Here is a 19,379-nt window from a genome sequence, read left to right as displayed (position 1 = left end):
GCTGGCGCAGTCTCGGCCGGCCCGATGGAGGAGCGCCTGTTGATCTCGACCTCTCGCCTGTTTCGCTTCGGCCTGTCCGCGGTTGTCGTGCTGTGTGCCGCGGTGACGGCGCTGCCGGCTGCGGCTGCCGATTGCAACGCCACGCCGGCTTCCGCGCTCGACTGGAGCGGCTGCAGCAAGACCAGCCTGATGCTGAGCTCCAGTCAGCTGGACAAGGCCAATCTGAAATCGGCCGACCTGTCGCTGACCGATCTGTCCGGCTCCGATCTCTCCGGCGCCAACCTGGAGAAGGCGCGCCTGCTGCGCACCTGGCTTGCGGGTGCCACTGCAAAGGGCACGGTCTTTGCGCGCATCGAGGCCTATCGCGCCAGCTTCAAGGACATCAAGGCAGAAGGCGCCTCCTTCGTGGGGGCCGAATTGCAACGCGCCGACTTCACCGGCGCGGACCTGACCAGGGCCGATTTCGAGAAGGCGGAACTCTCCCGCGTGGTCTTCGACAAGGCGGTGCTGACCGGGGCGCGCTTTTCGCTGACCAATCTTTCCCGCGCCCGGCTCAGCGGGGCGACCTTCGACGGACCGATCGATTTCAGCAAGGCGTTCCTGTTCCTGACCCGGATCGAAGGCCTCGACCTGTCTGCGGCTACTGGTCTCACTCAGGATCAGGTGGCGCTTTCCTGCGGCAATGCGGAGACCAAACTGCCGCCGGGCCTCACCATCCCGGAGACCTGGCCCTGCCACAAGGAAGATGCCGAAAGCCCGTGAGGCAATCTCGAGGAGTGAGACCCATGAAACCGACCTTGCCGCTCGAAGGTAGCTGCCGCTGTGGGGGCGTGCGCCTGAAGGTGACGGCCGAGCCGATCCTGACCATGGCCTGCCATTGCACCGGTTGCCAGAAAATGAGCGCGAGTGCCTATTCGCTGAGCGCGCTCTTTCCCGCCGAGGGATTTGCGGTCCTGGCTGGCGAACCGGTGCTCGGCGGCCTGCGGGGCGGAACACGGCATTTCTTCTGCCCCGACTGCTTGAGCTGGCTCTTCACCCGACCGGAGGGCATGGAGGACTTCGTCAATCTGCGGGCGACCACGCTGGACGAGACCAACTGGTTCAGCCCCTATATGGAGACCTATACGAGCGAGAAACTCGCCTTCGCCGAAACCGGCGCCCGCGCCAGCTTTCCGCAATTCCCAGCGGAAGCGGATTTCCCACGCCTGGTTCAAGGCTACAGGGCGGAGGCGTGACGGCTCAAAAGCCTTGAAACAGCAGGTCGAGCGCTGCGGTGATCTGGTCTCGAAGGGCGGAGAGGTCGGCAACGGATGGGCCGATTGCACGAACCTCTACCGCAGCCAGTCGCTGGACTGAAAGAACGTAGCTTCGACCGTCGATCTTGCAGAGCGGCGTCAGCCGGTTGAACGTCCAGCCCATGTCAGCGACTGGATGCAGTGGCGCGACGATACGGGTTGGCAAGGTGTCAAGCACACCGGCCTGGAGGTCAAGCACCAGCCCTTTCGAGCGGACCAGCCGATGAGCGTGATACTTCACGTTCAAAAGAGCCTGTACTGCGCGAGCGGCAGACCGTGCTTCTCAACATACTCGTTCTCGAGCCGGATCGCCTCGGCATTCTCCTCCCGCCATTGCTTTTCCAATGCCGCGCGCTCCTCATCGGAGCGCACGGGCCGGGGCTTGCGTGGCGGGTCGCTTTTGGGGGCAGACTTGACGGGGATCGACATGGCTCGGCCTTCCGCTCAGCGTGCATTCGCAGACGCTGAACTATAGCGCCATGTGCCGACAATGCCAGACTTATTCGTCGCCCATCTTCAGCGCGGCGATGAAGGCTTCCTGCGGAATCTCCACCTTGCCGAACTGGCGCATGCGCTTCTTGCCTTCCTTCTGCTTTTCCAGGAGCTTGCGCTTGCGGGTCGCGTCGCCGCCATAGCACTTGGCCGTCACGTCCTTGCGCAAGGCCCGCACCGTTTCGCGCGCGATCACCTTGCCGCCGATCGCCGCCTGAATCGGGATCTGGAACATGTGCGGCGGAATGAGATCCTTCAGCTTCTCGCACATGGTGCGTCCGCGCCGGTCGGCCGCAGAGCGGTGGACCAGCATGGAGAGCGCATCGACCGGCTCGCCATTGACGAGGATCGAGAGTTTGACGAGATCGCTTTCCCGGTAATCGGTCAGCGCATAGTCGAAGGAGGCATAGCCCTTGGAGATCGACTTCAGCCGATCATAGAAGTCGAAGACCACTTCGTTGAGCGGCAGGTCATAGGTCAGCATCGCGCGGTTGCCGACATAGGTCAGCTCCGTCTGTACGCCGCGCCGGTCCTGGCAGAGCTTCAGGATGCCGCCGAGATAGTCGTCTGGCGTCAGGATCGTCGCCTTGATCCAGGGTTCGCGGAACTCCTCGATCTTGACGACATCCGGCATGTCGGCCGGATTGTGGAGCTCCTTCTGCGTGCCGTCCGTCATGGTCAGCTGGTAGACGACCGAAGGCGCGGTGGCGATCAGATCGAGATCGAACTCGCGGGAGAGGCGCTCCTGGATGATTTCGAGATGCAGGAGACCCAGGAAGCCGCAGCGGAAGCCGAAGCCGAGCGCGGCCGAGCTTTCCATTTCGAAGGAGAAGGAGGCATCGTTGAGCCTGAGCTTGCCCATGGCGCCGCGCAGCTCTTCGAAGTCGTTGGCATCGACCGGGAAGAGGCCGCAGAACACCACAGGCTGGGCCGGCTTGAAGCCCGGCAGGGCCGAGGCGGTCGGCCGACGATCGTCGGTGATCGTATCGCCGACGCGGGTGTCGGCCACTTCCTTGATCGAGGCGGTGATGAAGCCGATCTCGCCTGGGCCGAGGCTATCCATGGCCACCATCTTCGGCGTCAGCACGCCCACGCGTTCGATCTGGTACTTGGCGCCGGTGCCCATCATCCGCACGGTCTGCCCCTTGGCCAGCACGCCGTCGATGACGCGGACAAGAACCATGACGCCGAGATAGGTGTCGTACCAGCTGTCGACCAGCAGCGCCTTCAAGGGCGCGCTCTCGCCGCCTTCGCTCTTCGGCGCCGGCAGCCTGGTGACGATGGCTTCCAGCACGTCGGGAATGCCGAGCCCTGTCTTGGCAGAGATCAGCACCGCGTCGGAGGCGTCGATGCCGATCACCTCCTCGATCTGCGCCTTGATCCGCTCGGGTTCGGCGGCCGGCAGGTCGATCTTGTTGAGCACAGTGACGAGCTCATGGTTGTTGTCGATCGCCTGATAGACATTCGCAAGCGTCTGCGCCTCGACACCCTGGCTGGCATCGACGACCAGCAGCGAGCCTTCGCAGGCCGAAAGCGAGCGCGAGACCTCGTAGGCGAAGTCGACATGGCCGGGCGTGTCGATCAGGTTCAGCACATAGGTTTCGCCGTCCTGCGCCTTGTAATGCAGCCGCACGGTCTGCGCCTTGATGGTGATGCCGCGCTCGCGCTCGATATCCATCGAATCGAGAACCTGCTCGCTCATCTCGCGTTCGGCCAGGCCACCGGTCGTCTGGATCAGCCGGTCGGCAAGCGTCGATTTGCCGTGATCGATATGCGCGACGATCGAGAAATTGCGGATCCGCTCGAGCGGGGTCTTGGATGAACTGTTTGTCATGCGCCGCATATAGCAGCGGGACCTTGAGGCGCAAAGCGGGAATTGCGGCCTTTTTAACGCTGTTTCTTCATTGTTTATCAGCCCCGTAACGGCGCTTGACTCCATCATCGGCGTCAGTAATTCTTATATGATGGAAACTCAGGACCTGATGACAGATGCGGCGTTGGGCGCGCGGGTAAGGCAGCTCCGGCTCGACCTCGGCGTCACGCTCGATGGCCTCGCGGAGCGCTCCGGCGTCAGCCGCGCCATGATCTCGCGCATCGAGCGCGGCGAGGCCAATCCGACGGCGCAACTTCTGGCGCGGCTCTGCCACGGGCTCGGCACCACGCTCTCCCGCTTCTTCGCCGGTACGCAAGCCGCCGGCGCGCCCTTGCGCCGTCACGCCGACCAGCATGTATGGCAGGATCCCGAGACCGGGTATCGCCGCCGCGCCGTCTCGCCGGAGGGCGTCGGCTCCCCCGTCGATCTGGTCGACGTCGTCTTCCCGCCCGGAGGCCGTGTCGTCTTCGAGCGCAATCCGTTCGAGGCCGCCTACAGCCAGCATCTCTGGCTGCTCGAAGGGCGGATGCGCATGACTGCCGGCGACGCCACGCATGATCTGGAAGCAGGCGACTGCCTGTTCATGCGGCTCGATGAGGCGATCGTCTTCTCCAACCCGCATCCGGCCCCTGCCCGCTATGCCATCATCCTCCACAAGGCCGCATCATGAGTGTCAGCTCCGCCCCCACCCTCCGCAGTCTCACCGCAGCAGAGGCGCGCGACCTCGCACCGGCCCTTTCGGCAATTCTGATCGATTGCGTGGCGGACGGAGCCTCGGTCGGCTTCCTGTCTCCCTATGGCGAGGATGAGGCTCGACCCTATTGGGCCGGCGTCGCCGATGCGGTGGATGCAGGCGCCTGCGTGCTGCTGGTAGCCGAGATCGACGGAGAGCTCCTGGGCACCGTCCAGCTCGGCATCGGCCTGCCGCCCAACCAGCCGCACCGCGCCGATCTGAAAAAGCTGCTGGTGCATCGCAGGGGCCGCCGCCGCGGGCTGGGGCGCGCGCTGATGGCGGCTGCCGAGCGCGAGGCGCTCCGCCTTGGGCGCCATGTGCTGGTGCTGGACACGGCGACCGGCAGCCCCGCCGAGGCGATCTATCCCCTGCTCGGCTGGCAAAGGGTCGGCACAATTCCAGACTATGCGCTGTTCCCGGACGGACGCTTCTGCGACTCGACTTTTTTCTACAAGCACCTGGTTCCGACCGCAGCCTGATCGGTCTTCATGGGAAAAGAGGACGCACGCATGCGCGTTCCTGCTCTTCATCATGCTGCCGCAATCGACCATAAGAGAATCCGCCATTCATTGGGGGATCCTGATTCGATGCTGAAAAAACTCGCCATCGTGGCCGTGTCGGCCATCTATCTTTCCGGCTGCACCACCACCGACCCCTATACGGGCGAGCAGAAGATGTCGAACACCGCCGGCGGCGCGCTGATCGGCGCAGGGCTTGGCGCGGCGACTGGCCTGCTTGTGGGCGGCAGTGCCCGCGGGCGTCGCGACTCCGCGCTTGTCGGCGCCGGCATCGGTGCGCTCGGCGGCGGCCTGATCGGCAATTATATGGACAGCCAGGAAAACGAGCTGCGCGCGCAGCTGCGCGGCACCGGCGTTTCGGTGACGCGCAACGGCGATCGCATCATCTTGAACATGCCGTCCAACATCACCTTCGCCACCGACCAGGACCAGGTGAACCCCGACTTCTATCCGACGCTGAGTTCCGTCGCGATCGTGCTGCGCAAGTTCAACAAGACGCTGATCGACGTCGATGGCCACACCGATTCCACCGGTGGCGCCGCCTACAACCAGGGCCTTTCCGAGCGCCGTGCCGCCTCCGTCGCCAACTATCTCGGCTCGCAGGGCGTGGACCAGCGGCGCATGTCGGCCGTCGGCTATGGCGCGGATCGTCCTGTCGCCTCCAATGCCACCGAGTCCGGCCGCGCCCAGAACCGGCGCGTCGAAATCTCGATCGCGCCGATCAAGGAAGGCTGATCGCCCGCTCCGCGCGTCAAGAAGCCCGCCGCCCTTCGGTTCGGCGGGCTTTTCATGGCATCCGTCTTTGCCGCATTGTCTGACGCCACGCGACGACGCACGGGCTGGCCGTTCTACAGGCCCTCGCTGCAGGGCGCGTAGCGATGGGTGCCGCCACGGAAATCGGTGACCCGATGTCCGCCTTCTGCATCTTCGGCGATAGAGGATGCGGAGACGACCGCCTTGCCGTGACCGCCGGGAATATCCAGCACATAAGTGGGCTGGCAGAGGCCGGAAACATGGCCCCGCAGCGCGGCCACCAGCGCCTGCCCTTCCTTGATCGACAGGCGAAAATGCGCCGTGCCGGGCGCCAGATCCGGATGGTGGAGATAATAAGGCTTGATGCGCGCCTCGACGAAGCCGCGCATCAGGCGCGCGAGAGTCTCGACATCGTCATTGACCCCCTTGAGCAGCACGGTCTGGCTCAGCATGACGACACCGGCATCGATCAGCCGGGCGCAGGCAGCCTGCGCCGCCCCCGTCAGTTCACGCGGATGGTTGGCATGCAGTGCCACATAGACCGCCTTCCCGCTCGCTTTCAGCGCCGCGATCAGGGCCGGATCGATGCGCTCGGGCTCCACCACCGGCACCCGGCTGTGGAGCCGAACGATCTTGACATGGTCGATCCCGCCCAGACGTTCGAGAATGGCTTGAAGGCGGCGCGGGGACAGGACGAGCGGATCGCCGCCAGTCAGGATCACTTCCCAGATCTCGGGCCGCGCGGCAATATAGGCCATCGCCTGATCCATCTCCTCGCCCGACAGCGTGCCGAGCCCCTGCGGGCCGACCATCTCCCGCCGGAAACAGAAGCGGCAATAGACCGGGCAGACGTGAACGGCCTTGAGCAGCACGCGGTCGGGATAGCGGTGGACGATGCCCGGCACGGGACTATGGGCCGCATCGCCGATCGGGTCCGCCTCCTCCTCCGGCCGGCGGTCGAGCTCGGCTGTCGTGGGAAGGAACTGCAGACCGATCGGGTCTTCGGGATCGCTCGGGTCGATCAGGTCGGCAATCGCCGGCGTGACGGCCACTGCATAGCGGGCGGCGACGGCCTCGAGCCCGGCCACGGCCTCAGGCGGGATCAGAGCCGCATCGGCGAGATCGGCCGGGGACTTCAGCGGCGCGGTCATCGGCCGGGCTCCGGCAGGGCAACCGGCGCCCAGAGCACCTGCTCGATCCGGCTGGCCCCGGAGGCCAGCATCACGAGACGGTCAAAGCCCAACGCTATACCGCTTGCCTCCGGCATGGATGCAAGGGCGTCCAGGAAATCCTCGTCCAGCGGGTAGCGCTCGCCATAGACACGGGCCTTCTCCGCCATTTCCGCCTCGAAACGCCGCCGCTGCTCGGCCGGGTCCGTCAGTTCGCCAAAGGCATTGGCCAGTTCGACGCCGCAGGCGTAGAGTTCGAACCGCTCCGCAACGCGGGGATCGGCCGGGCTGCGCCGGGCAAGGGCCGCTTCCGCCACCGGATAGTCGCAGAGCACGGTCGCCCGTTCCATGCCGAGATGCGGCTCGATCTTTTCGACGAGAACGCGGCTGAAGAGATCCGACCAGGTGTCGTCCACCGCAACGCGCATGCCGGCCGCGCGGACCGCGTCTGCCAGCATGGCGCGGTCGGTCTCGCCGGAGGGAGAAAGACTTGCCAGAAGATCGATGCCGGCATGGCGCTCGAAGGCCGCCGCCAGCGTCAGCCGCTCGGGCAACAGACTTGGATCGATCGCATGGCCGCGCCAGCTGAGGCGCGTGCTGCCAGCCTCCTCCGCCGCGGTTTGCAGCAGGATCGCGCAATCCGCCATCAGTGCCTCGGTGGTCTCGCCGACACGATACCATTCGAGCATGGTGAACTCGGGATGGTGGAGCGGCCCGCGCTCGCGGTTGCGATAGACGGGTGCGAAACAGGCAATCCGCATTTCCCCCGCCGCGAGCAGCTTCTTGCAAGCGAATTCCGGCGAGGTATGCAAGTAATAGGGGCTGGACGCTCCATCGGGTCCGACAGCCTCGGTTGCGAAGGCATGGAGATGCGCCTCGTTGCCGGGCGAGACCTGCAGGGCCGGCGTCTCTACCTCGATGAAATCCTGAGCCTCGAAATAGCGCCGCAGCGCGGCCTTGATCCGGTTGCGCGCCAGCAGAAAGGGCCGTCGGTCGGCATGGACATGCGGGGTCCACCAGGGGGAAGCGGAAGGGGCGGTCATGGCGCGTCGTGTCTCATGGCTCGGCCGGACGGCGCAAAACCGCCTTGAAGGCGCGGGCTGTTGCTGTCCGGCGCACTGGCTATTTGCCGAAATATGCGCTAGGTGCGGCGCCAATCCGCAATTCTTGCCTCGCGGCGGCAGCGCAATCGGTGGCGCTCCTCTACGATGCATCCCGCTTTGTTACAAGGAAGACTTATGGTTAAGGTCATCGCCTCCTCCGTGCGCAAGGGCAATGTGCTCGATGTCGACGGCAAGCTCTATGTCGTGCTTACCGCCCAGAACTTCCATCCGGGCAAGGGAACGCCGGTGACCCAGGTGGACATGCGCCGCATTTCCGACGGCGTGAAGGTGTCCGAGCGCTACCGCACGACCGAACAGGTCGAGCGTGCCTTTGTCGAGGATCGCGAACATACCTTCCTCTACGAAGACGGCGAAGGCTTCCACTTCATGAACCCGGAAAGCTACGACCAGCTGGTCATGTCGGCCGAAGATATCGGCGACGGGAAGGCCTATCTGCAGGAAGGCATGGCGGTGACGCTTTCCACCCACGAAGGCGTCGCGATCGCTATCGAGCTTCCTCGGCATGTGACGCTGGAAATCATCGACACCGAGCCGGTCACCAAGGGGCAGACGGCTTCGTCTTCCTACAAGCCGGCCAATCTGTCGAACGGTATCCGCACGCTCGTCCCGCCGCACATCACCTCCGGTACGCGCGTCGTCATCGCCACCGAAGACGGCTCCTATGTCGAGCGCGCCAAGGACTGAGCCGGTCCGCAAGATCGAAACGCAAAAAGGGCGCCCCTCCCGGAGCGCCCTTTTTCTTGATCGCATTGTCCGATGCTCAGTGCCTGAGTTCCGGATAGGCCTGTCTCAGCTCCGGCCCGTTGTCGAGGCTGTCGTCATAGCCTTCGAGCGTCACTGACACAGAGTCCGCAACATCGACACCGCCATCGCGGCGCACCGCAATGCGGCTTCCATTGTCGCGAACAAGGATCGCCTCGCCGCTGAAACCCTGCTTCATCAGCCAGTCTCGCGGCGCATCCAGGCGGATGCGCACCTGTTGTATCGTCCTCTTCGCGGGCGACGACCAGTTCATAGGTCACAGGCTGCGAGGCGCCGTTGATTTCGAGCCTCCCCTGACCGTTGCCTTCGCCTGAAAACGTCAACATGATGCGGATCCTTGTTCAGCCATCCACCTTAGCGGCGAATAGCGCGACCGATGGCAATCAGCAGGCAGGCACCGATGAAGCCGACCACGAGGTAGGCCAGCCAGCCGGTAAAGCCGACGCCGGCGAAGGCGAGAATGGCGTTCAGCACGACCGCGCCGAGAATGCCGAGGATGATGTTCATGAACACGCCCATATTGGACTTCATGAACTGCTCTGCGAGCCAGCCGGCAAAGCCGCCGATGATGATTGCTGCAAGCCAGCCTACGCCGTTAACGTCCATAGTCATTCTCCGTGGGTTCAAAATCTGTCGTTCGATGGTTCCTTCGAACGTTTGCAACCAGAAAACGCGAGAACTTGCAGTTTTGTTCCTTCGCCCACGCCGGTCAAAGGCCCTTTGAATCGGCCCGCCTGCTGCGCGCCGCAAAAGCGTAAGTCGCCATCTCCCCAAGGCTTGCATTTCTCGCCGATCCGCCTAGTTTAGAACCGTTCTAAAAAAGGGTCTGCCATGCTCTTCTCCTTCCCCACGACATCCCGCCGCCGCTTCGACACGCTGTCGGAGCAGGAAATTCTCGCGCTGGCGATTTCGTCCGAAGAGGATGATGCCCGCATCTACCTCGCCTATGCCGACCATCTGCGCGCCGACTATCCGGCCTCCGCCAAGGTGTTCGAGGACATGGCGGAGGTGGAGCACAGCCATCGCAACATGCTGATCGACATGCACCGCCGCCGGTTCGGAGACCGCATCCCGCTGATCCGTCGCGAGCACGTGTCGGGCTTCATCAGTCAGAGACCCGACTGGCTGCGCCAGACCCTGACGCTGGAGCAGATTCGGGACGAAGCCGAACGGATGGAGGAGGAAGCGCACAGCTTCTACCTTGAAGCCGCCAAGCGCACGACGGATGCGCAGACCCGCCAGCTGCTGGGCGATCTGGCCTTGGCCGAAGAAGGCCACAGCGACACGGCGCGCATGCTGGAAGGCCGACACATGACCGAGGAGGCACGGGGCAAGGAGGACGAGACAGCGCGACGTCAGTTCGTACTGACCTATGTGCAGCCGGGCCTTGCCGGATTGATGGACGGCTCGGTCTCGACGCTGGCGCCGATCTTCGCCGCCGCCTTCGCCACGCAGGACAGCTGGCAGACCTTCCTCGTCGGCCTTTCGGCCTCGGTCGGCGCCGGCATCTCCATGGGATTCACGGAGGCCGCGCACGACGATGGCAAGATTTCCGGACGGGGATCACCGATCAAGCGCGGCCTGGCCTGCGGCATCATGACGACGCTCGGCGGCCTCGGCCATGCCTTACCCTATCTCATTCCGTCCTTCTGGACCGCGACGATCCTGGCAATCGCCATCGTATTCATCGAACTCTGGGCCATCGCCTTCATCCAGAACCGCTTCATGGAAACGCCCTTCCTGCGCGCAGCCTTCCAGGTGGTGCTGGGGGGCGGGCTGGTTCTGGCGGCGGGCATCTTGATCGGCAGCGCCTGAGGCCGCGCCGCGCGCGACTGCCGGACGTCATGACCAGCCGTCGATCAGGCCCGAAAACGAAAACAGGCGCCGAGGGCGCCTGTTCGCCGGACAGCGTTGCTTCGTGTTTAGCGGCCGACCGAGCCAACCAGCACTTCCGCGCCATTGTCGATCGTGACCCAGCGGCCGGAATTGAACGAGGCCTGCCGCTTGAGAAAGCGATAGGGCGTCTTGGTCCAGAGCTTGACCTCGTTGTCGAGATTGTCGAGCACGAAATCACCCTGGTCGGTGCGCACGGTCAAGATGGCATGTCCCTCCCCATCCGGCTTGCGCACGACGGTGATCAGCAGGTCGCCGGCAGAAAAGCCCTTCTCCAGCAGGCGCTTGCGCTTGAGGAGAACATAATCCTCGCAGTCGCCGGCCTTGTCGGGATAGGTCCAGACCTCGTCACGCCCATAAAGCGCCTCGTCGGTCATGGGAACGATTTCGCGATTGGTATCGGCATTGATCGAGCGGATGATCGACCAGCCATAGGCCGTGACGCGGGGCGCGGGGCCTGGCCGCGTCCGGACCGAGCACTCGTCCTCATGCGTCTGGCAGAATTCATAATGCCCGATGGGCTGGGATGTGACGGCCCCCGTCTTCATGAAGAGAGCGGTTGACCCTGGCGCGGGCACTGCCGCCCCTGCCGATGCAAAGACCACCGCGAGCGCGGCTGCGATCTTCATGACCCCGGATAGTTGCGCCATGCACATCCCCTGTGGCGCAGGTTCGCACGCAGCCGCTTCCGCTGGAAGCGCCGTGAGATCCCCCGCAAAATGTCGATAATGCCGCCGGCTTCCTGAGGCCCCGCCCCGCGCCGCTCTGATCGTTAACAAAGAGTTAACAAGCGCAACGGAGCGAAGTCAATGTCCAGAATTGGGGATTGCTCCGTATGGTTAAGGCGCGCGGCAAATCGGCACCATCGGCAGACACGCCGTCCGGCCAGCGTTTCCCGGCCTGCTCAATCCAGGAGGAGGCCTTCCAGAGCGGCCCGCATCCGCTCCAGATCTTCGGGCCGCGACAGGCGATGGTCGCCATCGGCGATCAGCGTCATCACGAGATCATCGGCCGGCAGATGCTCCATGAGCTTCAGGGCATGGGCATAGGGGACGTCCGGATCGGCCATGCCCTGGAGAATATGGACCGGGCAGCCGGTCTCGATGATCCCCGCCATGACCCGGTTCTTCCGCCCATCCTCGATGAGACCGGCGGTATAGATGACCGGATCCGACCCATAGAGAGACGCCTCTTCCATAAAGCCGCAATCCGCAAGCGCCGCCCGATCGTCCTCGGTCAGATGCGGCTCGATGAGGTCGAGCGTGAAGTCCGGCGCCGGCGCGATCAGGACGAGCCCGGCCAGCCGCCCGCCTTCGCCGCGCTTGCGCAGCTCCTCCACCATCCGCAGCGCAATCCAGGCCCCCATGGAGGAGCCGACGAGGACGAGACGGTTGAAGCCGGGCGCATCGCGTCCCACATGATCGAGAACAGCAAGACTTTCTTCCACCCACCGCGAGATCGTTCCATCCCGGAAGGCCCCGCCCGAGGCGCCATGGCCGGAATAGTCGTGGCGAAGGCAGGCGGCGCCGAGCGCCTCGGCATAGCGGTCGAGTTCCAGAGCCTTGGTTCCGCTCATATCGGAACCATAGCCTCCAAGCCAGACGAGAGCGGACTTGGCGGCATCGGATGGCAGGCGCAGATGATAGGCGATGCTGCGCGATTCGGCGCCGTTTCCGACGGTGATGCGGTGGGGTTCGAGGTTCGACACCGGACAGATCCTCACTCTCATTGCGGATTTCTCGCCTTCTCAGGGGAAATTCGTAGAAAACAGATTCGCGGACGCGACGACAGGTGGTGATTTTTTCGCGATGCCATGCTAAAAGGCGCGCCTTGAGATTTTTTCCGGCGCTTGGCCGTTCGTTGGCTTTAGCGAACGAACCAAGCATCGGCAAACCATGATCCGATCAACGGCAGGAGAATACGACCATTCGCAGACCTTTCAAAACGGATGCCCCGGTTAAGGACGGACCGCGCTCCAACAGGGAGATCCGGGTTCCCCGGATCCAGCTCATCGATGCCGAGGGCGCAAACCAGGGCATCGTTCCGACCGACCAGGCACTCCGCATGGCGGAAGAGGCCGGCCTCGACCTCGTCGAGATCTCGCCCAATGCCGAGCCGCCCGTGTGCAAGATCCTCGATCTCGGCAAGCTGAAATACGCGACGCAGAAAAAGGCGGCCGAGGCACGCAAGAAGCAGAAGATCATCGAGATCAAAGAGATCAAGATGCGTCCCAACATCGACACCCATGATTACGAGGTGAAGATGAAGGCGATGAACCGCTTCTTCGAAGAGGGTGACAAGGTCAAGGTCACGCTGAAGTTCCGCGGCCGCGAAATGGCCCACCAGGAACTCGGCATGAAGCTGCTGCTGCAGGTCAAGGAAGACACGCTCGGCATTGCCAAGGTCGAAGCCGAGCCCAAGCTCGAAGGCCGTCAGATGATGATGGTTCTGGCGCCGAAGTAAGCGCCGTCGACGTCGCGATCTTAAGAAAGCCGCTCCGCTGCAAGGCCGGGCGGCTTTTTCGTTTACGGGCGCGAGCCGCGCGCCTTTCCGCGCGCGGCATGTTGCACTTCCTCGGCAGTTCGGCTACAAGCCGCCGTCCGAACGGTCCGGCAGGGCATGCCGTGGCCGTTCTTTACGCTGGAGGCGACCTCGTCAGTCGTTCTCAGATCAAGAACAAACGGAGTAGCGAAATGCCCAAGATGAAGACGAAATCCTCTGCCAAGAAGCGGTTCAAGATCACCGCCACCGGCAAGGTCGTAGCGGCTGCCGCCGGCAAGCGCCACGGCATGATCAAGCGGTCCAACAAGTTCATTCGCGACGCCCGCGGCACGATGGTGCTGGCCGAGCCCGACGGCAAGAAGGTCGTCAAGAACTACCTGCCCAACGGTCTCTGAGACCCGGCGCTTTTTGGATTTTAAGGAGATCATACCATGGCACGTGTAAAACGCGGCGTGACCGCCCACGCCAAGCACAAGAAGACGCTCAAGGCCGCCAAGGGCTTTTACGGTCGTCGCAAGAACACCATCCGCGCCGCCAAGGCTGCGGTGGACCGGTCCAAGCAGTTTGCAACGCGCGACCGCCGCGTCAAGAAGCGCAATTTCCGTGCGCTCTGGATCCAGCGCATCAACGCCGCCGTTCGCGAGCACGGCCTGACCTACGGCCGCTTCATCGATGGCCTGACCAAGGCCGGCATCGAAGTCGACCGCAAGGTTTTGTCCGACATGGCGATCCATGAGCCGGCAGCCTTCGGCGCCCTCGTCGAAGCCTCCAAGGGTGCGCTCGCCTACCTCAAGGACACCGGCACGGCCAACGAGTTCGAAAGCGCGGTTCGCTGAGCCCGCACGCGGTCAGAACCTGACCGCGCAGGCTTGAGGATCGATGGGCGCCGCCTGCATGTCCGCTCCGGCGGATAGACGGACAGCGCCCCCGCCCGAAGGCCTGAGATCGAGTCTGTGGAACCCGCGCCGGCTGTCTGGCGCGGGTTTTTCTTTGACGGCTGCGACCGTTGCCGGAGCTCGGGCGATCCGCCCGCCCAACCCGGACTTTTCTTCACCGCCAAATGCCCGAGATCGCTCGACCATCCAGGATTTGGCCCATGGCTGCGGAAGCAACGACACGTGACGAGCACGGACCTGCAGGGCACCACGATACCCCCGCTGAAGGACGACGATATCGAGACCATGCTGGCGGCCCTCGCCGGCGGGAATCGTCGCGTGCAGCGCGTCGTCCTCTCCGACCGTGCGGTCTGGATCAAGCGCTACATGGATCGCCGCTTTGCGCCTGCGCATCAGGCGCTCTCGCTGATTGCCCGCCTCGGCGGCATGCCGGGGTTGCGCCCTTCGCCCCACCTCGATGCGGCCGGAATGATCGAGCGCGAATGCCGGCAGATCGACGCGTTTCGAACTCATGGATTCACGGTGCCGGAGGTGCTCTACCGCAGCCGCTCGGCGCTTGTCCTTTCGGATCTCGGCCCCTCCGTCGGGGTGCAGCTCGTTGCCATGCGGCAGCAGGATCCGAATGGCCATGAGGCCCTGGTCGAACGCTGCGGGCTGGAGCTTGGCCGCGTCCATGGGGCCGGCCTTTGCCATGGGCGCCCTCACCCGCGTGATTTCGCCCTCCCCGACGGCCAGTTCGGTTTTTTCGATTTCGAGGAAGATCCGGCGGCGGTGATGCCGCTCGCCATGGCGCAGGCCCGCGACGTCTGGCTGCTGCTCCTGGACACGACGACGCGCGCGCTCTCCGCCACCACGCCGATCGCGACACTGGCTGCCTGGCGGCGTTTCCGCCCCGAGAATGCCGAATTTGCCTTGGCCGAGCTCGTTTCCCGGCTTGCGCGGCTTTTGCCCGTGGTGCATCTCATGCTGCGCGTCCGGTCCGGGCGCGATCTCGAGCGTTTTGTGCGGGCAACGGAATTTCTAACCTCCCGGACCCTCCTGCGGTCCTGACCCCGTCCACAGCAGCGCATCAGCGCGATGAAGGCAGAAGCAGAATGAGCGATCTCGAAAACCTGGAACGCAGCCTCCTCTCCGAAATCGACGCCGCCGACAGCGAAGCGGCGATCGAGGCCGTGCGCGTGGCGGCCTTGGGCAAGAAGGGCTCGGTCTCCGACCTTCTGAAGACGCTCGGCAGCATGTCTGCGCAGGACCGGCAGACGCGTGGCGCGGCGATCAACGCCTTGAAGACCCGCGTGACCGATGCGATCCTCCTGCGCAAGAGTGCGCTGAAGGATGCGGCGATCGCCGAACGGCTGCAGCGCGAGACGGTGGATGTCAGCCTGCCGGTGCGCAGCTCGCCCGCCGAGCGTGGCCGGATCCACCCGATCACGCAGGTCGTCGACGAGATCACGGCCATCTTCGCCGACATGGGCTTCTCGATCGCCGAGGGCCCGGATATCGAGACCGACTACTACAACTTCACGGCGCTGAACTTCCCCGAAGGCCATCCGGCCCGTGAGATGCACGACACTTTCTTCCTGCCGGCCGACGAGAGCGGCGAGCGCAAGGTGCTGCGCACGCATACCTCGCCCGTGCAGGTGCGCACCATGGAAGCGCAGAAGCCGCCGATCCGTATCATCATCCCCGGCAAGACCTATCGCCAAGACAGCGACGCCACCCATTCGCCGATGTTCCATCAGGTGGAGGGCCTGGTCGTGGACACGAAGGCCAATGTGGCGAATCTGCGCTGGGTTCTGGAAGAGTTCTGCAAGGCCTTTTTCGAGGTCGACAGCGTCACCATGCGCTTCCGTCCCTCCTTCTTCCCCTTCACCGAGCCCTCCTTCGAGGTCGACATCCAGTGCGACCGCTCCGGCCCGATCGTCAAGTTCGGCGAGGGAACGGACTGGATGGAGATCCTTGGTTGCGGCATGGTTCATCCCAACGTCCTGCGCGCCGGTGGGCTCGATCCGGATGTCTACCAGGGCTTTGCCTGGGGCATGGGCCTCGACCGCATCGCCATGCTGAAATACGGCATGCCGGATCTGCGCAATTTCTTCGATGCGGATGTGCGCTGGATGACCCATTACGGCTTCCGCCCGCTCGACATGCCGACCCTGTTCGGCGGCTTGAGCGGCTGATCGCCCGGATTTATTTGTGGCCACAAATTACGATGCGTGGTAAAGCATGGAGCTGGAGTGGGACGAAGAGAAGCGAAGGCTGACGCAAGAACTGCGCGGGCTGGACTTTGCCGATATCCTCCACTTCGACTTCGACAGCGCGGTGACGTGGGAAGACGAGAGGAAAAGCTACGGGGAGCGGCGGTTCAACACCACGGGTTTCCTCGACGGCGTCCTCTGCACCTTCTGTTGGACACCACGCGGTGCAAAGCTCCGCATCATATCCATGAGGAAGATCAATGCGCGCGAACGTGCAGCCTATTTCGCCCTCAAAGAGGGCTCTTCCGACCCTTGAGGATGTCAAACAGGGACGGATCACGCTGGATGAGTATGAACGTGCTCACGGCGAAGACAGTCCTGAATTGACTGAAGAGCTCATGCGAACCGCGCGTCCCATGCGCGAGGTCTTTCCGGAGATCGTCGAGGCGCTGGAGAAAGCGCGGGGGCAGCGCGGGCCGCAGAAGGAACCGGTGAAGGAGCGCGTCGGGCTGAGGCTTGATCGCGCGGTGGTGGAGCATTTTCGCAAGACGGGGCCCGGCTGGCAAAGTCGGATCAATGCCGTGCTGGCGGCCCATGTGCGGGCGAACGAGACCGAGTAGGACAAGGGGAGCCCGAGGCTCCGAAGGGACAATGGCATGAAATTCACACTCTCCTGGTTGAAGGACCACCTTGGAACCGACGCATCGCTGGAGGCGATCTGCGAGCGGCTGACGGCGATCGGCCTCGAGGTCGAGGATGTCGACGACAAGGCAGCCTTCAAGCCCTTCGTCATCGCCCGGATCCTTTCGGCCGAGAAGCACCCGCAGGCCGACAAGCTGAAGGTGCTTATGGTCGATACCGGCGCTGGCAGCCCCGTGCAGGTCGTGTGCGGCGCGCCGAACGCGCGCGAGGGGCTCATCGGCGCCTTCGCCGCCCCTGGCGCCTATGTACCGGGCATCGATGTGACCCTCGGCGTCGGCACCATTCGCGGGGTCGAGAGCCGCGGAATGATGTGCTCCGAGCGCGAGCTGCAGATGTCGGACAATCACGACGGCATCATCGATCTGCCCGCCGATGCACCGGTCGGCACCAGCTTCGCCGCCTATGCCGGTCTCGATGATCCGCTGATCGAGATCAACCTCACCCCGAACCGCCCCGACTGCACCAGCATTCGCGGCATTGCCCGCGATCTCGCCGCCTCCGGCCTCGGCACGCTGAAGCCGCAGCCGGACGCGAAATTCGCGACCGCGGGGAAAACGCCGGTCAAGGTCACGCTGGCGCTTGGCGAAGACACGCATCTCTGCCCCGGCTTCGGCCTGCGGCTGGTGCGTGGCGTCAAGAACGGCCCGAGCCCGCAATGGATGCAGAAGCGGCTGATCGCCATTGGCCTGCGCCCGATCAACGCCCTGGTCGACATCACCAATTACATGACCTTCGACCAAGGCCGGCCGATGCATGTCTTCGACGCCGCCAAGGTCAAGGGCGACCTGACCGTGCGCCGCGCGACTGCCGGCGAGACCATTCTCGCGCTCGACCAGCGCACCTACACGCTGACCCCCAATGTGGTGGTGATCGCCGATGAGAACGGCATTGAGTCGATCGGCGGCATCATGGGCGGCGAGCACTCGGGCTGCGACGAGACGACCACGGACGTGCTGATCGAATCCGCGCTCTGGGATCCGATCAACATCGCCCGCTCGGGCCGCGCGCTCGGCATCATCACCGATGCGCGCTATCGCTTCGAGCGCGGCGTCGATACGGCCTATATGGTGCCGGGTCTCGATCGGACGACGGCTCTTGTGCTGGAGTTCTGCGGCGGCGAGGCTTGCGAAGCGGAGATCATCGGCCCCAATGAGAAGCCGGCTAAGGAGATCGACTTCCCGCTTTCCGAGGTCAAGCGCTTGACGGGGCTGGAGGTCAGCGCAGAGGAAAGCATCGACATCCTTACCCGCCTCGGCTTCTCGGTCGAAGGGTCGGGAGAGCGCGTGCGCGTGTCCGTTCCCACCTGGCGGCCGGATGTCGATGGCAAGGCGGATCTCGTCGAAGAGGTCATGCGCATTCATGGCGTCGACGCGATCAAGCCCGTTCCGCTCGACCGCGACGTGACCGTCAACACCCGCATCCTTACCCCGTTGCAGATCCGCACGCGACAGGCGAAGCGGGCGCTGGCCGCGCGCGGCATGCTGGAGGCGGTCACCTGGTCCTTCATTCCGAAGGCGCAGGCGGAGCTCTTCGGCGGCGGAAGCGCCTCGCTCGCGCTTGCCAATCCGATCGCCGCCGACATGTCGGACATGCGCCCCTCGCTGCTGCCCGGGCTGCTGACGGCGGCGCAGCGCAATGCCGACAAGGGGTTCGGCGATGTCGCCCTCTTCGAGGTCTCCGGCACCTATGAGAGCGACCAGCCGGCAGGGCAGCGGCGCGTGGCCGGCGGCATTCGCCGGGGCACGGCAACGCTGGCCGGGGCCGGTCGCGCCTGGTCGAACGCGGCCAAGGGCGGCGGCAAGCCGGTGGATGTCTACGACGCCAAGGCCGATGCGCTGGCCGTGCTCGAAGCCTGCGGCGTGCCGATGGGCAATATCCAGATCGAGGCCGGCGGCCCCGCCTGGTACCACCCGGGTCGCTCCGGAACGATCAAGTATGGCCCCAAGATCACGCTCGGTTCCTTCGGCGAGTTCCACCCGAAGGTGCTCGATGCGCTCGATGTATCGGGCGCACTGGCCGGGTTCGAGGTGTTCGTGGACGCCTTGCCGGAGCCGAAACGAAAGGCAACACGCACCAAGCCGCCGCTGGATCTTTCCGCCTTCCAGGCCGTCAAGCGCGACTTCGCCTTCGTGGTCGATCGCCATGTCGAAGCCGGGAGCATTCTGAAGGCGGCGCAGACGGCTGATCGCAAGCTCATTTCTGGTGTCACCGTCTTCGACGTCTTCGAAGGCGCATCGCTGGGCGAGGCCAAGAAGTCGGTGGCGATCGAAGTCGTCATCCAGCCGGCGGAGCGCACGCTGACGGACGAGGATTTAAATGCGCTGACGGCGAAGATCGTCGGCAATGTGACCAAGGCGACCGGCGGCACGCTGCGCGCCTGACCGGACCGAGCTTCGGGCGCCGCCCCGGTCGATCGGCCAGGGCGGCGTTCTGCCGTTTCCGGGTGGCAGGCCGCTTCTCCCTTTGTAGACT

At 64.3% G+C, this 19,379-nt stretch carries 24 protein-coding genes; 15 read left to right on the top strand and 9 right to left on the bottom strand.

Annotation, left to right across the window (positions count from 1 at the left end; translation table 11 throughout):
• Nucleotides 1-39: 39 nt before the first annotated feature.
• Nucleotides 40-762, top strand: a complete 723-nt coding sequence (locus U8330_RS01525; RefSeq protein WP_416236791.1) for a pentapeptide repeat-containing protein — start codon at nt 40-42, stop codon at nt 760-762.
• Nucleotides 763-785: 23 nt separating this feature from the next.
• Nucleotides 786-1,235: a GFA family protein gene (locus U8330_RS01520; protein WP_323103386.1), complete on the top strand. Its 450-nt coding sequence runs from the start codon at nt 786-788 to the stop codon at nt 1,233-1,235.
• A gap of 4 nt (nt 1,236-1,239) precedes the next feature.
• On the opposite strand, the gene U8330_RS01515 is transcribed toward U8330_RS01520, so the two are convergent.
• The 3 genes from U8330_RS01515 to lepA all read right to left on the bottom strand — a co-directional run bounded on the left by U8330_RS01515 (nt 1,240) and on the right by lepA (nt 3,621).
• Nucleotides 1,240-1,536 (bottom strand): CcdB family protein, encoded by a 297-nt coding sequence (locus U8330_RS01515; RefSeq protein WP_323107082.1) that lies wholly within the window; start codon nt 1,534-1,536, stop codon nt 1,240-1,242.
• A gap of 2 nt (nt 1,537-1,538) precedes the next feature.
• Nucleotides 1,539-1,724, bottom strand: coding sequence for a type II toxin-antitoxin system CcdA family antitoxin (locus U8330_RS01510; RefSeq protein WP_323103385.1), 186 nt, complete (start codon nt 1,722-1,724; stop codon nt 1,539-1,541).
• A 70-nt stretch (nt 1,725-1,794) separates the two neighbouring features.
• Nucleotides 1,795-3,621 (bottom strand): translation elongation factor 4, encoded by a 1,827-nt coding sequence (lepA, locus tag U8330_RS01505; protein WP_416236790.1) that lies wholly within the window; start codon nt 3,619-3,621, stop codon nt 1,795-1,797.
• Nucleotides 3,622-3,751: 130 nt separating this feature from the next.
• Here lepA and U8330_RS01500 point away from each other — a divergent pair, with 130 nt between their 5' ends.
• From U8330_RS01500 to U8330_RS01490, 3 genes are all read left to right on the top strand, one after another.
• The gene (locus U8330_RS01500) at nt 3,752-4,330 is read left to right on the top strand and encodes a helix-turn-helix domain-containing protein (RefSeq protein WP_416236891.1); all 579 of its coding nucleotides are present in this window, start codon (nt 3,752-3,754) and stop codon (nt 4,328-4,330) included.
• Entirely contained in the window at nt 4,327-4,872 is a 546-nt protein-coding gene (locus tag U8330_RS01495; RefSeq protein WP_323103382.1) for a GNAT family N-acetyltransferase, read from the top strand. The genes U8330_RS01500 and U8330_RS01495 overlap by 4 nt, the downstream gene beginning before the upstream one ends.
• A 108-nt stretch (nt 4,873-4,980) precedes the next feature.
• Nucleotides 4,981-5,646 (top strand): OmpA family protein, encoded by a 666-nt coding sequence (locus U8330_RS01490; protein ID WP_323103381.1) that lies wholly within the window; start codon nt 4,981-4,983, stop codon nt 5,644-5,646.
• A 113-nt stretch (nt 5,647-5,759) separates the two neighbouring features.
• On the opposite strand, the gene U8330_RS01485 is transcribed toward U8330_RS01490, so the two are convergent.
• Together U8330_RS01485 and epmA are read right to left on the bottom strand one after the other, a co-directional pair.
• Nucleotides 5,760-6,815: a lysine-2,3-aminomutase-like protein gene (locus U8330_RS01485; protein WP_323103380.1), complete on the bottom strand. Its 1,056-nt coding sequence runs from the start codon at nt 6,813-6,815 to the stop codon at nt 5,760-5,762.
• Nucleotides 6,812-7,876, bottom strand: a complete 1,065-nt coding sequence (epmA, locus tag U8330_RS01480) for an EF-P lysine aminoacylase EpmA (protein ID WP_323103379.1) — start codon at nt 7,874-7,876, stop codon at nt 6,812-6,814. Before epmA ends, U8330_RS01485 begins: the two co-directional genes overlap by 4 nt.
• Before the next feature lie 195 nt (nt 7,877-8,071).
• Here epmA and efp point away from each other — a divergent pair, with 195 nt between their 5' ends.
• Nucleotides 8,072-8,641: an elongation factor P gene (efp, locus tag U8330_RS01475; RefSeq protein ID WP_323103378.1), complete on the top strand. Its 570-nt coding sequence runs from the start codon at nt 8,072-8,074 to the stop codon at nt 8,639-8,641.
• Between the two features lie 76 nt (nt 8,642-8,717).
• On the opposite strand, the gene U8330_RS01470 is transcribed toward efp, so the two are convergent.
• On the bottom strand, nt 8,718-8,933 hold the full coding sequence (locus tag U8330_RS01470) for a hypothetical protein (protein WP_323103376.1): 216 nt from the start codon (nt 8,931-8,933) through the stop codon (nt 8,718-8,720).
• 140 nt (nt 8,934-9,073) lie between these two features.
• Complete coding sequence (locus U8330_RS01465; protein ID WP_323107081.1) at nt 9,074-9,325, bottom strand: GlsB/YeaQ/YmgE family stress response membrane protein; 252 nt, start codon at nt 9,323-9,325, stop codon at nt 9,074-9,076.
• A 225-nt stretch (nt 9,326-9,550) separates the two neighbouring features.
• Here U8330_RS01465 and mbfA point away from each other — a divergent pair, with 225 nt between their 5' ends.
• Nucleotides 9,551-10,534, top strand: a complete 984-nt coding sequence (gene mbfA, locus U8330_RS01460) for an iron exporter MbfA (RefSeq protein ID WP_323103375.1) — start codon at nt 9,551-9,553, stop codon at nt 10,532-10,534.
• Nucleotides 10,535-10,641: 107 nt separating this feature from the next.
• Here the strand turns inward: mbfA and U8330_RS01455 are convergent, their stop codons facing one another.
• Both U8330_RS01455 and U8330_RS01450 read right to left on the bottom strand, forming a co-directional pair.
• Nucleotides 10,642-11,262, bottom strand: a complete 621-nt coding sequence (locus tag U8330_RS01455; RefSeq protein WP_323103374.1) for a transglutaminase-like cysteine peptidase — start codon at nt 11,260-11,262, stop codon at nt 10,642-10,644.
• Between the two features lie 254 nt (nt 11,263-11,516).
• Nucleotides 11,517-12,341, bottom strand: a complete 825-nt coding sequence (locus U8330_RS01450) for an alpha/beta hydrolase (RefSeq protein WP_323103373.1) — start codon at nt 12,339-12,341, stop codon at nt 11,517-11,519.
• Nucleotides 12,342-12,538: 197 nt separating this feature from the next.
• Between U8330_RS01450 and infC the strand changes: the two genes are divergently transcribed.
• The 8 genes from infC (at nt 12,539) to pheT (ending at nt 19,288) form a co-directional block, all read left to right on the top strand.
• Entirely contained in the window at nt 12,539-13,075 is a 537-nt protein-coding gene (infC, locus tag U8330_RS01445) for a translation initiation factor IF-3 (protein ID WP_323107080.1), read from the top strand.
• Nucleotides 13,076-13,305: 230 nt separating this feature from the next.
• Nucleotides 13,306-13,509, top strand: coding sequence for a 50S ribosomal protein L35 (gene rpmI, locus U8330_RS01440; protein ID WP_117367528.1), 204 nt, complete (start codon nt 13,306-13,308; stop codon nt 13,507-13,509).
• 36 nt (nt 13,510-13,545) lie between these two features.
• On the top strand, nt 13,546-13,950 hold the full coding sequence (rplT, locus tag U8330_RS01435) for a 50S ribosomal protein L20 (protein ID WP_323103372.1): 405 nt from the start codon (nt 13,546-13,548) through the stop codon (nt 13,948-13,950).
• A gap of 282 nt (nt 13,951-14,232) precedes the next feature.
• Nucleotides 14,233-15,060: a serine/threonine protein phosphatase gene (locus U8330_RS01430; RefSeq protein ID WP_323103371.1), complete on the top strand. Its 828-nt coding sequence runs from the start codon at nt 14,233-14,235 to the stop codon at nt 15,058-15,060.
• Nucleotides 15,061-15,104: 44 nt separating this feature from the next.
• Nucleotides 15,105-16,187 carry a phenylalanine--tRNA ligase subunit alpha gene (gene pheS / locus U8330_RS01425; protein WP_323103369.1) on the top strand — a complete coding sequence of 361 codons (1,083 nt, stop codon included), beginning with the start codon at nt 15,105-15,107 and terminating at the stop codon, nt 16,185-16,187.
• 46 nt (nt 16,188-16,233) lie between these two features.
• Entirely contained in the window at nt 16,234-16,521 is a 288-nt protein-coding gene (locus U8330_RS01420) for a BrnT family toxin (protein WP_323103368.1), read from the top strand.
• Nucleotides 16,466-16,825 (top strand): BrnA antitoxin family protein, encoded by a 360-nt coding sequence (locus tag U8330_RS01415; protein ID WP_323103367.1) that lies wholly within the window; start codon nt 16,466-16,468, stop codon nt 16,823-16,825. Before U8330_RS01420 ends, U8330_RS01415 begins: the two co-directional genes overlap by 56 nt.
• A 36-nt stretch (nt 16,826-16,861) precedes the next feature.
• Nucleotides 16,862-19,288: a phenylalanine--tRNA ligase subunit beta gene (gene pheT / locus U8330_RS01410; protein WP_323103365.1), complete on the top strand. Its 2,427-nt coding sequence runs from the start codon at nt 16,862-16,864 to the stop codon at nt 19,286-19,288.
• Nucleotides 19,289-19,379 lie beyond the last annotated feature (91 nt).

Source organism: Rhizobium sp. CC-YZS058 (genome assembly GCF_034720595.1).
GTDB lineage: Bacteria > Pseudomonadota > Alphaproteobacteria > Rhizobiales > Rhizobiaceae > Ferranicluibacter.
The sequence above is the reverse complement of the archived record's forward strand: the minus strand, read 5'-3'. Positions and strand labels throughout refer to the sequence as shown.

What these genes read in the sequence shown, in the direction of transcription:
- pheT (WP_323103365.1), top strand. Translation starts at nt 16,862, where the DNA reads ATGAAATTCACACTCTCCTGGTTGAAGGACCACCTTGGAACCGACGCA.
- rplT (WP_323103372.1), top strand. Translation starts at nt 13,546, where the DNA reads ATGGCACGTGTAAAACGCGGCGTGACCGCCCACGCCAAGCACAAGAAG.
- U8330_RS01490 (WP_323103381.1), top strand. Translation starts at nt 4,981, where the DNA reads ATGCTGAAAAAACTCGCCATCGTGGCCGTGTCGGCCATCTATCTTTCC.
- lepA (WP_416236790.1), bottom strand. Translation starts at nt 3,621, where the DNA reads ATGACAAACAGTTCATCCAAGACCCCGCTCGAGCGGATCCGCAATTTC.
- epmA (WP_323103379.1), bottom strand. Translation starts at nt 7,876, where the DNA reads ATGACCGCCCCTTCCGCTTCCCCCTGGTGGACCCCGCATGTCCATGCC.
- U8330_RS01420 (WP_323103368.1), top strand. Translation starts at nt 16,234, where the DNA reads ATGGAGCTGGAGTGGGACGAAGAGAAGCGAAGGCTGACGCAAGAACTG.
- U8330_RS01450 (WP_323103373.1), bottom strand. Translation starts at nt 12,341, where the DNA reads ATGAGAGTGAGGATCTGTCCGGTGTCGAACCTCGAACCCCACCGCATC.
- mbfA (WP_323103375.1), top strand. Translation starts at nt 9,551, where the DNA reads ATGCTCTTCTCCTTCCCCACGACATCCCGCCGCCGCTTCGACACGCTG.
- efp (WP_323103378.1), top strand. Translation starts at nt 8,072, where the DNA reads ATGGTTAAGGTCATCGCCTCCTCCGTGCGCAAGGGCAATGTGCTCGAT.
- U8330_RS01500 (WP_416236891.1), top strand. Translation starts at nt 3,752, where the DNA reads ATGGAAACTCAGGACCTGATGACAGATGCGGCGTTGGGCGCGCGGGTA.
- U8330_RS01465 (WP_323107081.1), bottom strand. Translation starts at nt 9,325, where the DNA reads ATGGACGTTAACGGCGTAGGCTGGCTTGCAGCAATCATCATCGGCGGC.
- U8330_RS01485 (WP_323103380.1), bottom strand. Translation starts at nt 6,815, where the DNA reads ATGACCGCGCCGCTGAAGTCCCCGGCCGATCTCGCCGATGCGGCTCTG.
- U8330_RS01520 (WP_323103386.1), top strand. Translation starts at nt 786, where the DNA reads ATGAAACCGACCTTGCCGCTCGAAGGTAGCTGCCGCTGTGGGGGCGTG.
- U8330_RS01415 (WP_323103367.1), top strand. Translation starts at nt 16,466, where the DNA reads ATGCGCGCGAACGTGCAGCCTATTTCGCCCTCAAAGAGGGCTCTTCCG.
- U8330_RS01495 (WP_323103382.1), top strand. Translation starts at nt 4,327, where the DNA reads ATGAGTGTCAGCTCCGCCCCCACCCTCCGCAGTCTCACCGCAGCAGAG.
- U8330_RS01455 (WP_323103374.1), bottom strand. Translation starts at nt 11,262, where the DNA reads ATGGCGCAACTATCCGGGGTCATGAAGATCGCAGCCGCGCTCGCGGTG.
- U8330_RS01510 (WP_323103385.1), bottom strand. Translation starts at nt 1,724, where the DNA reads ATGTCGATCCCCGTCAAGTCTGCCCCCAAAAGCGACCCGCCACGCAAG.
- rpmI (WP_117367528.1), top strand. Translation starts at nt 13,306, where the DNA reads ATGCCCAAGATGAAGACGAAATCCTCTGCCAAGAAGCGGTTCAAGATC.
- pheS (WP_323103369.1), top strand. Translation starts at nt 15,105, where the DNA reads ATGAGCGATCTCGAAAACCTGGAACGCAGCCTCCTCTCCGAAATCGAC.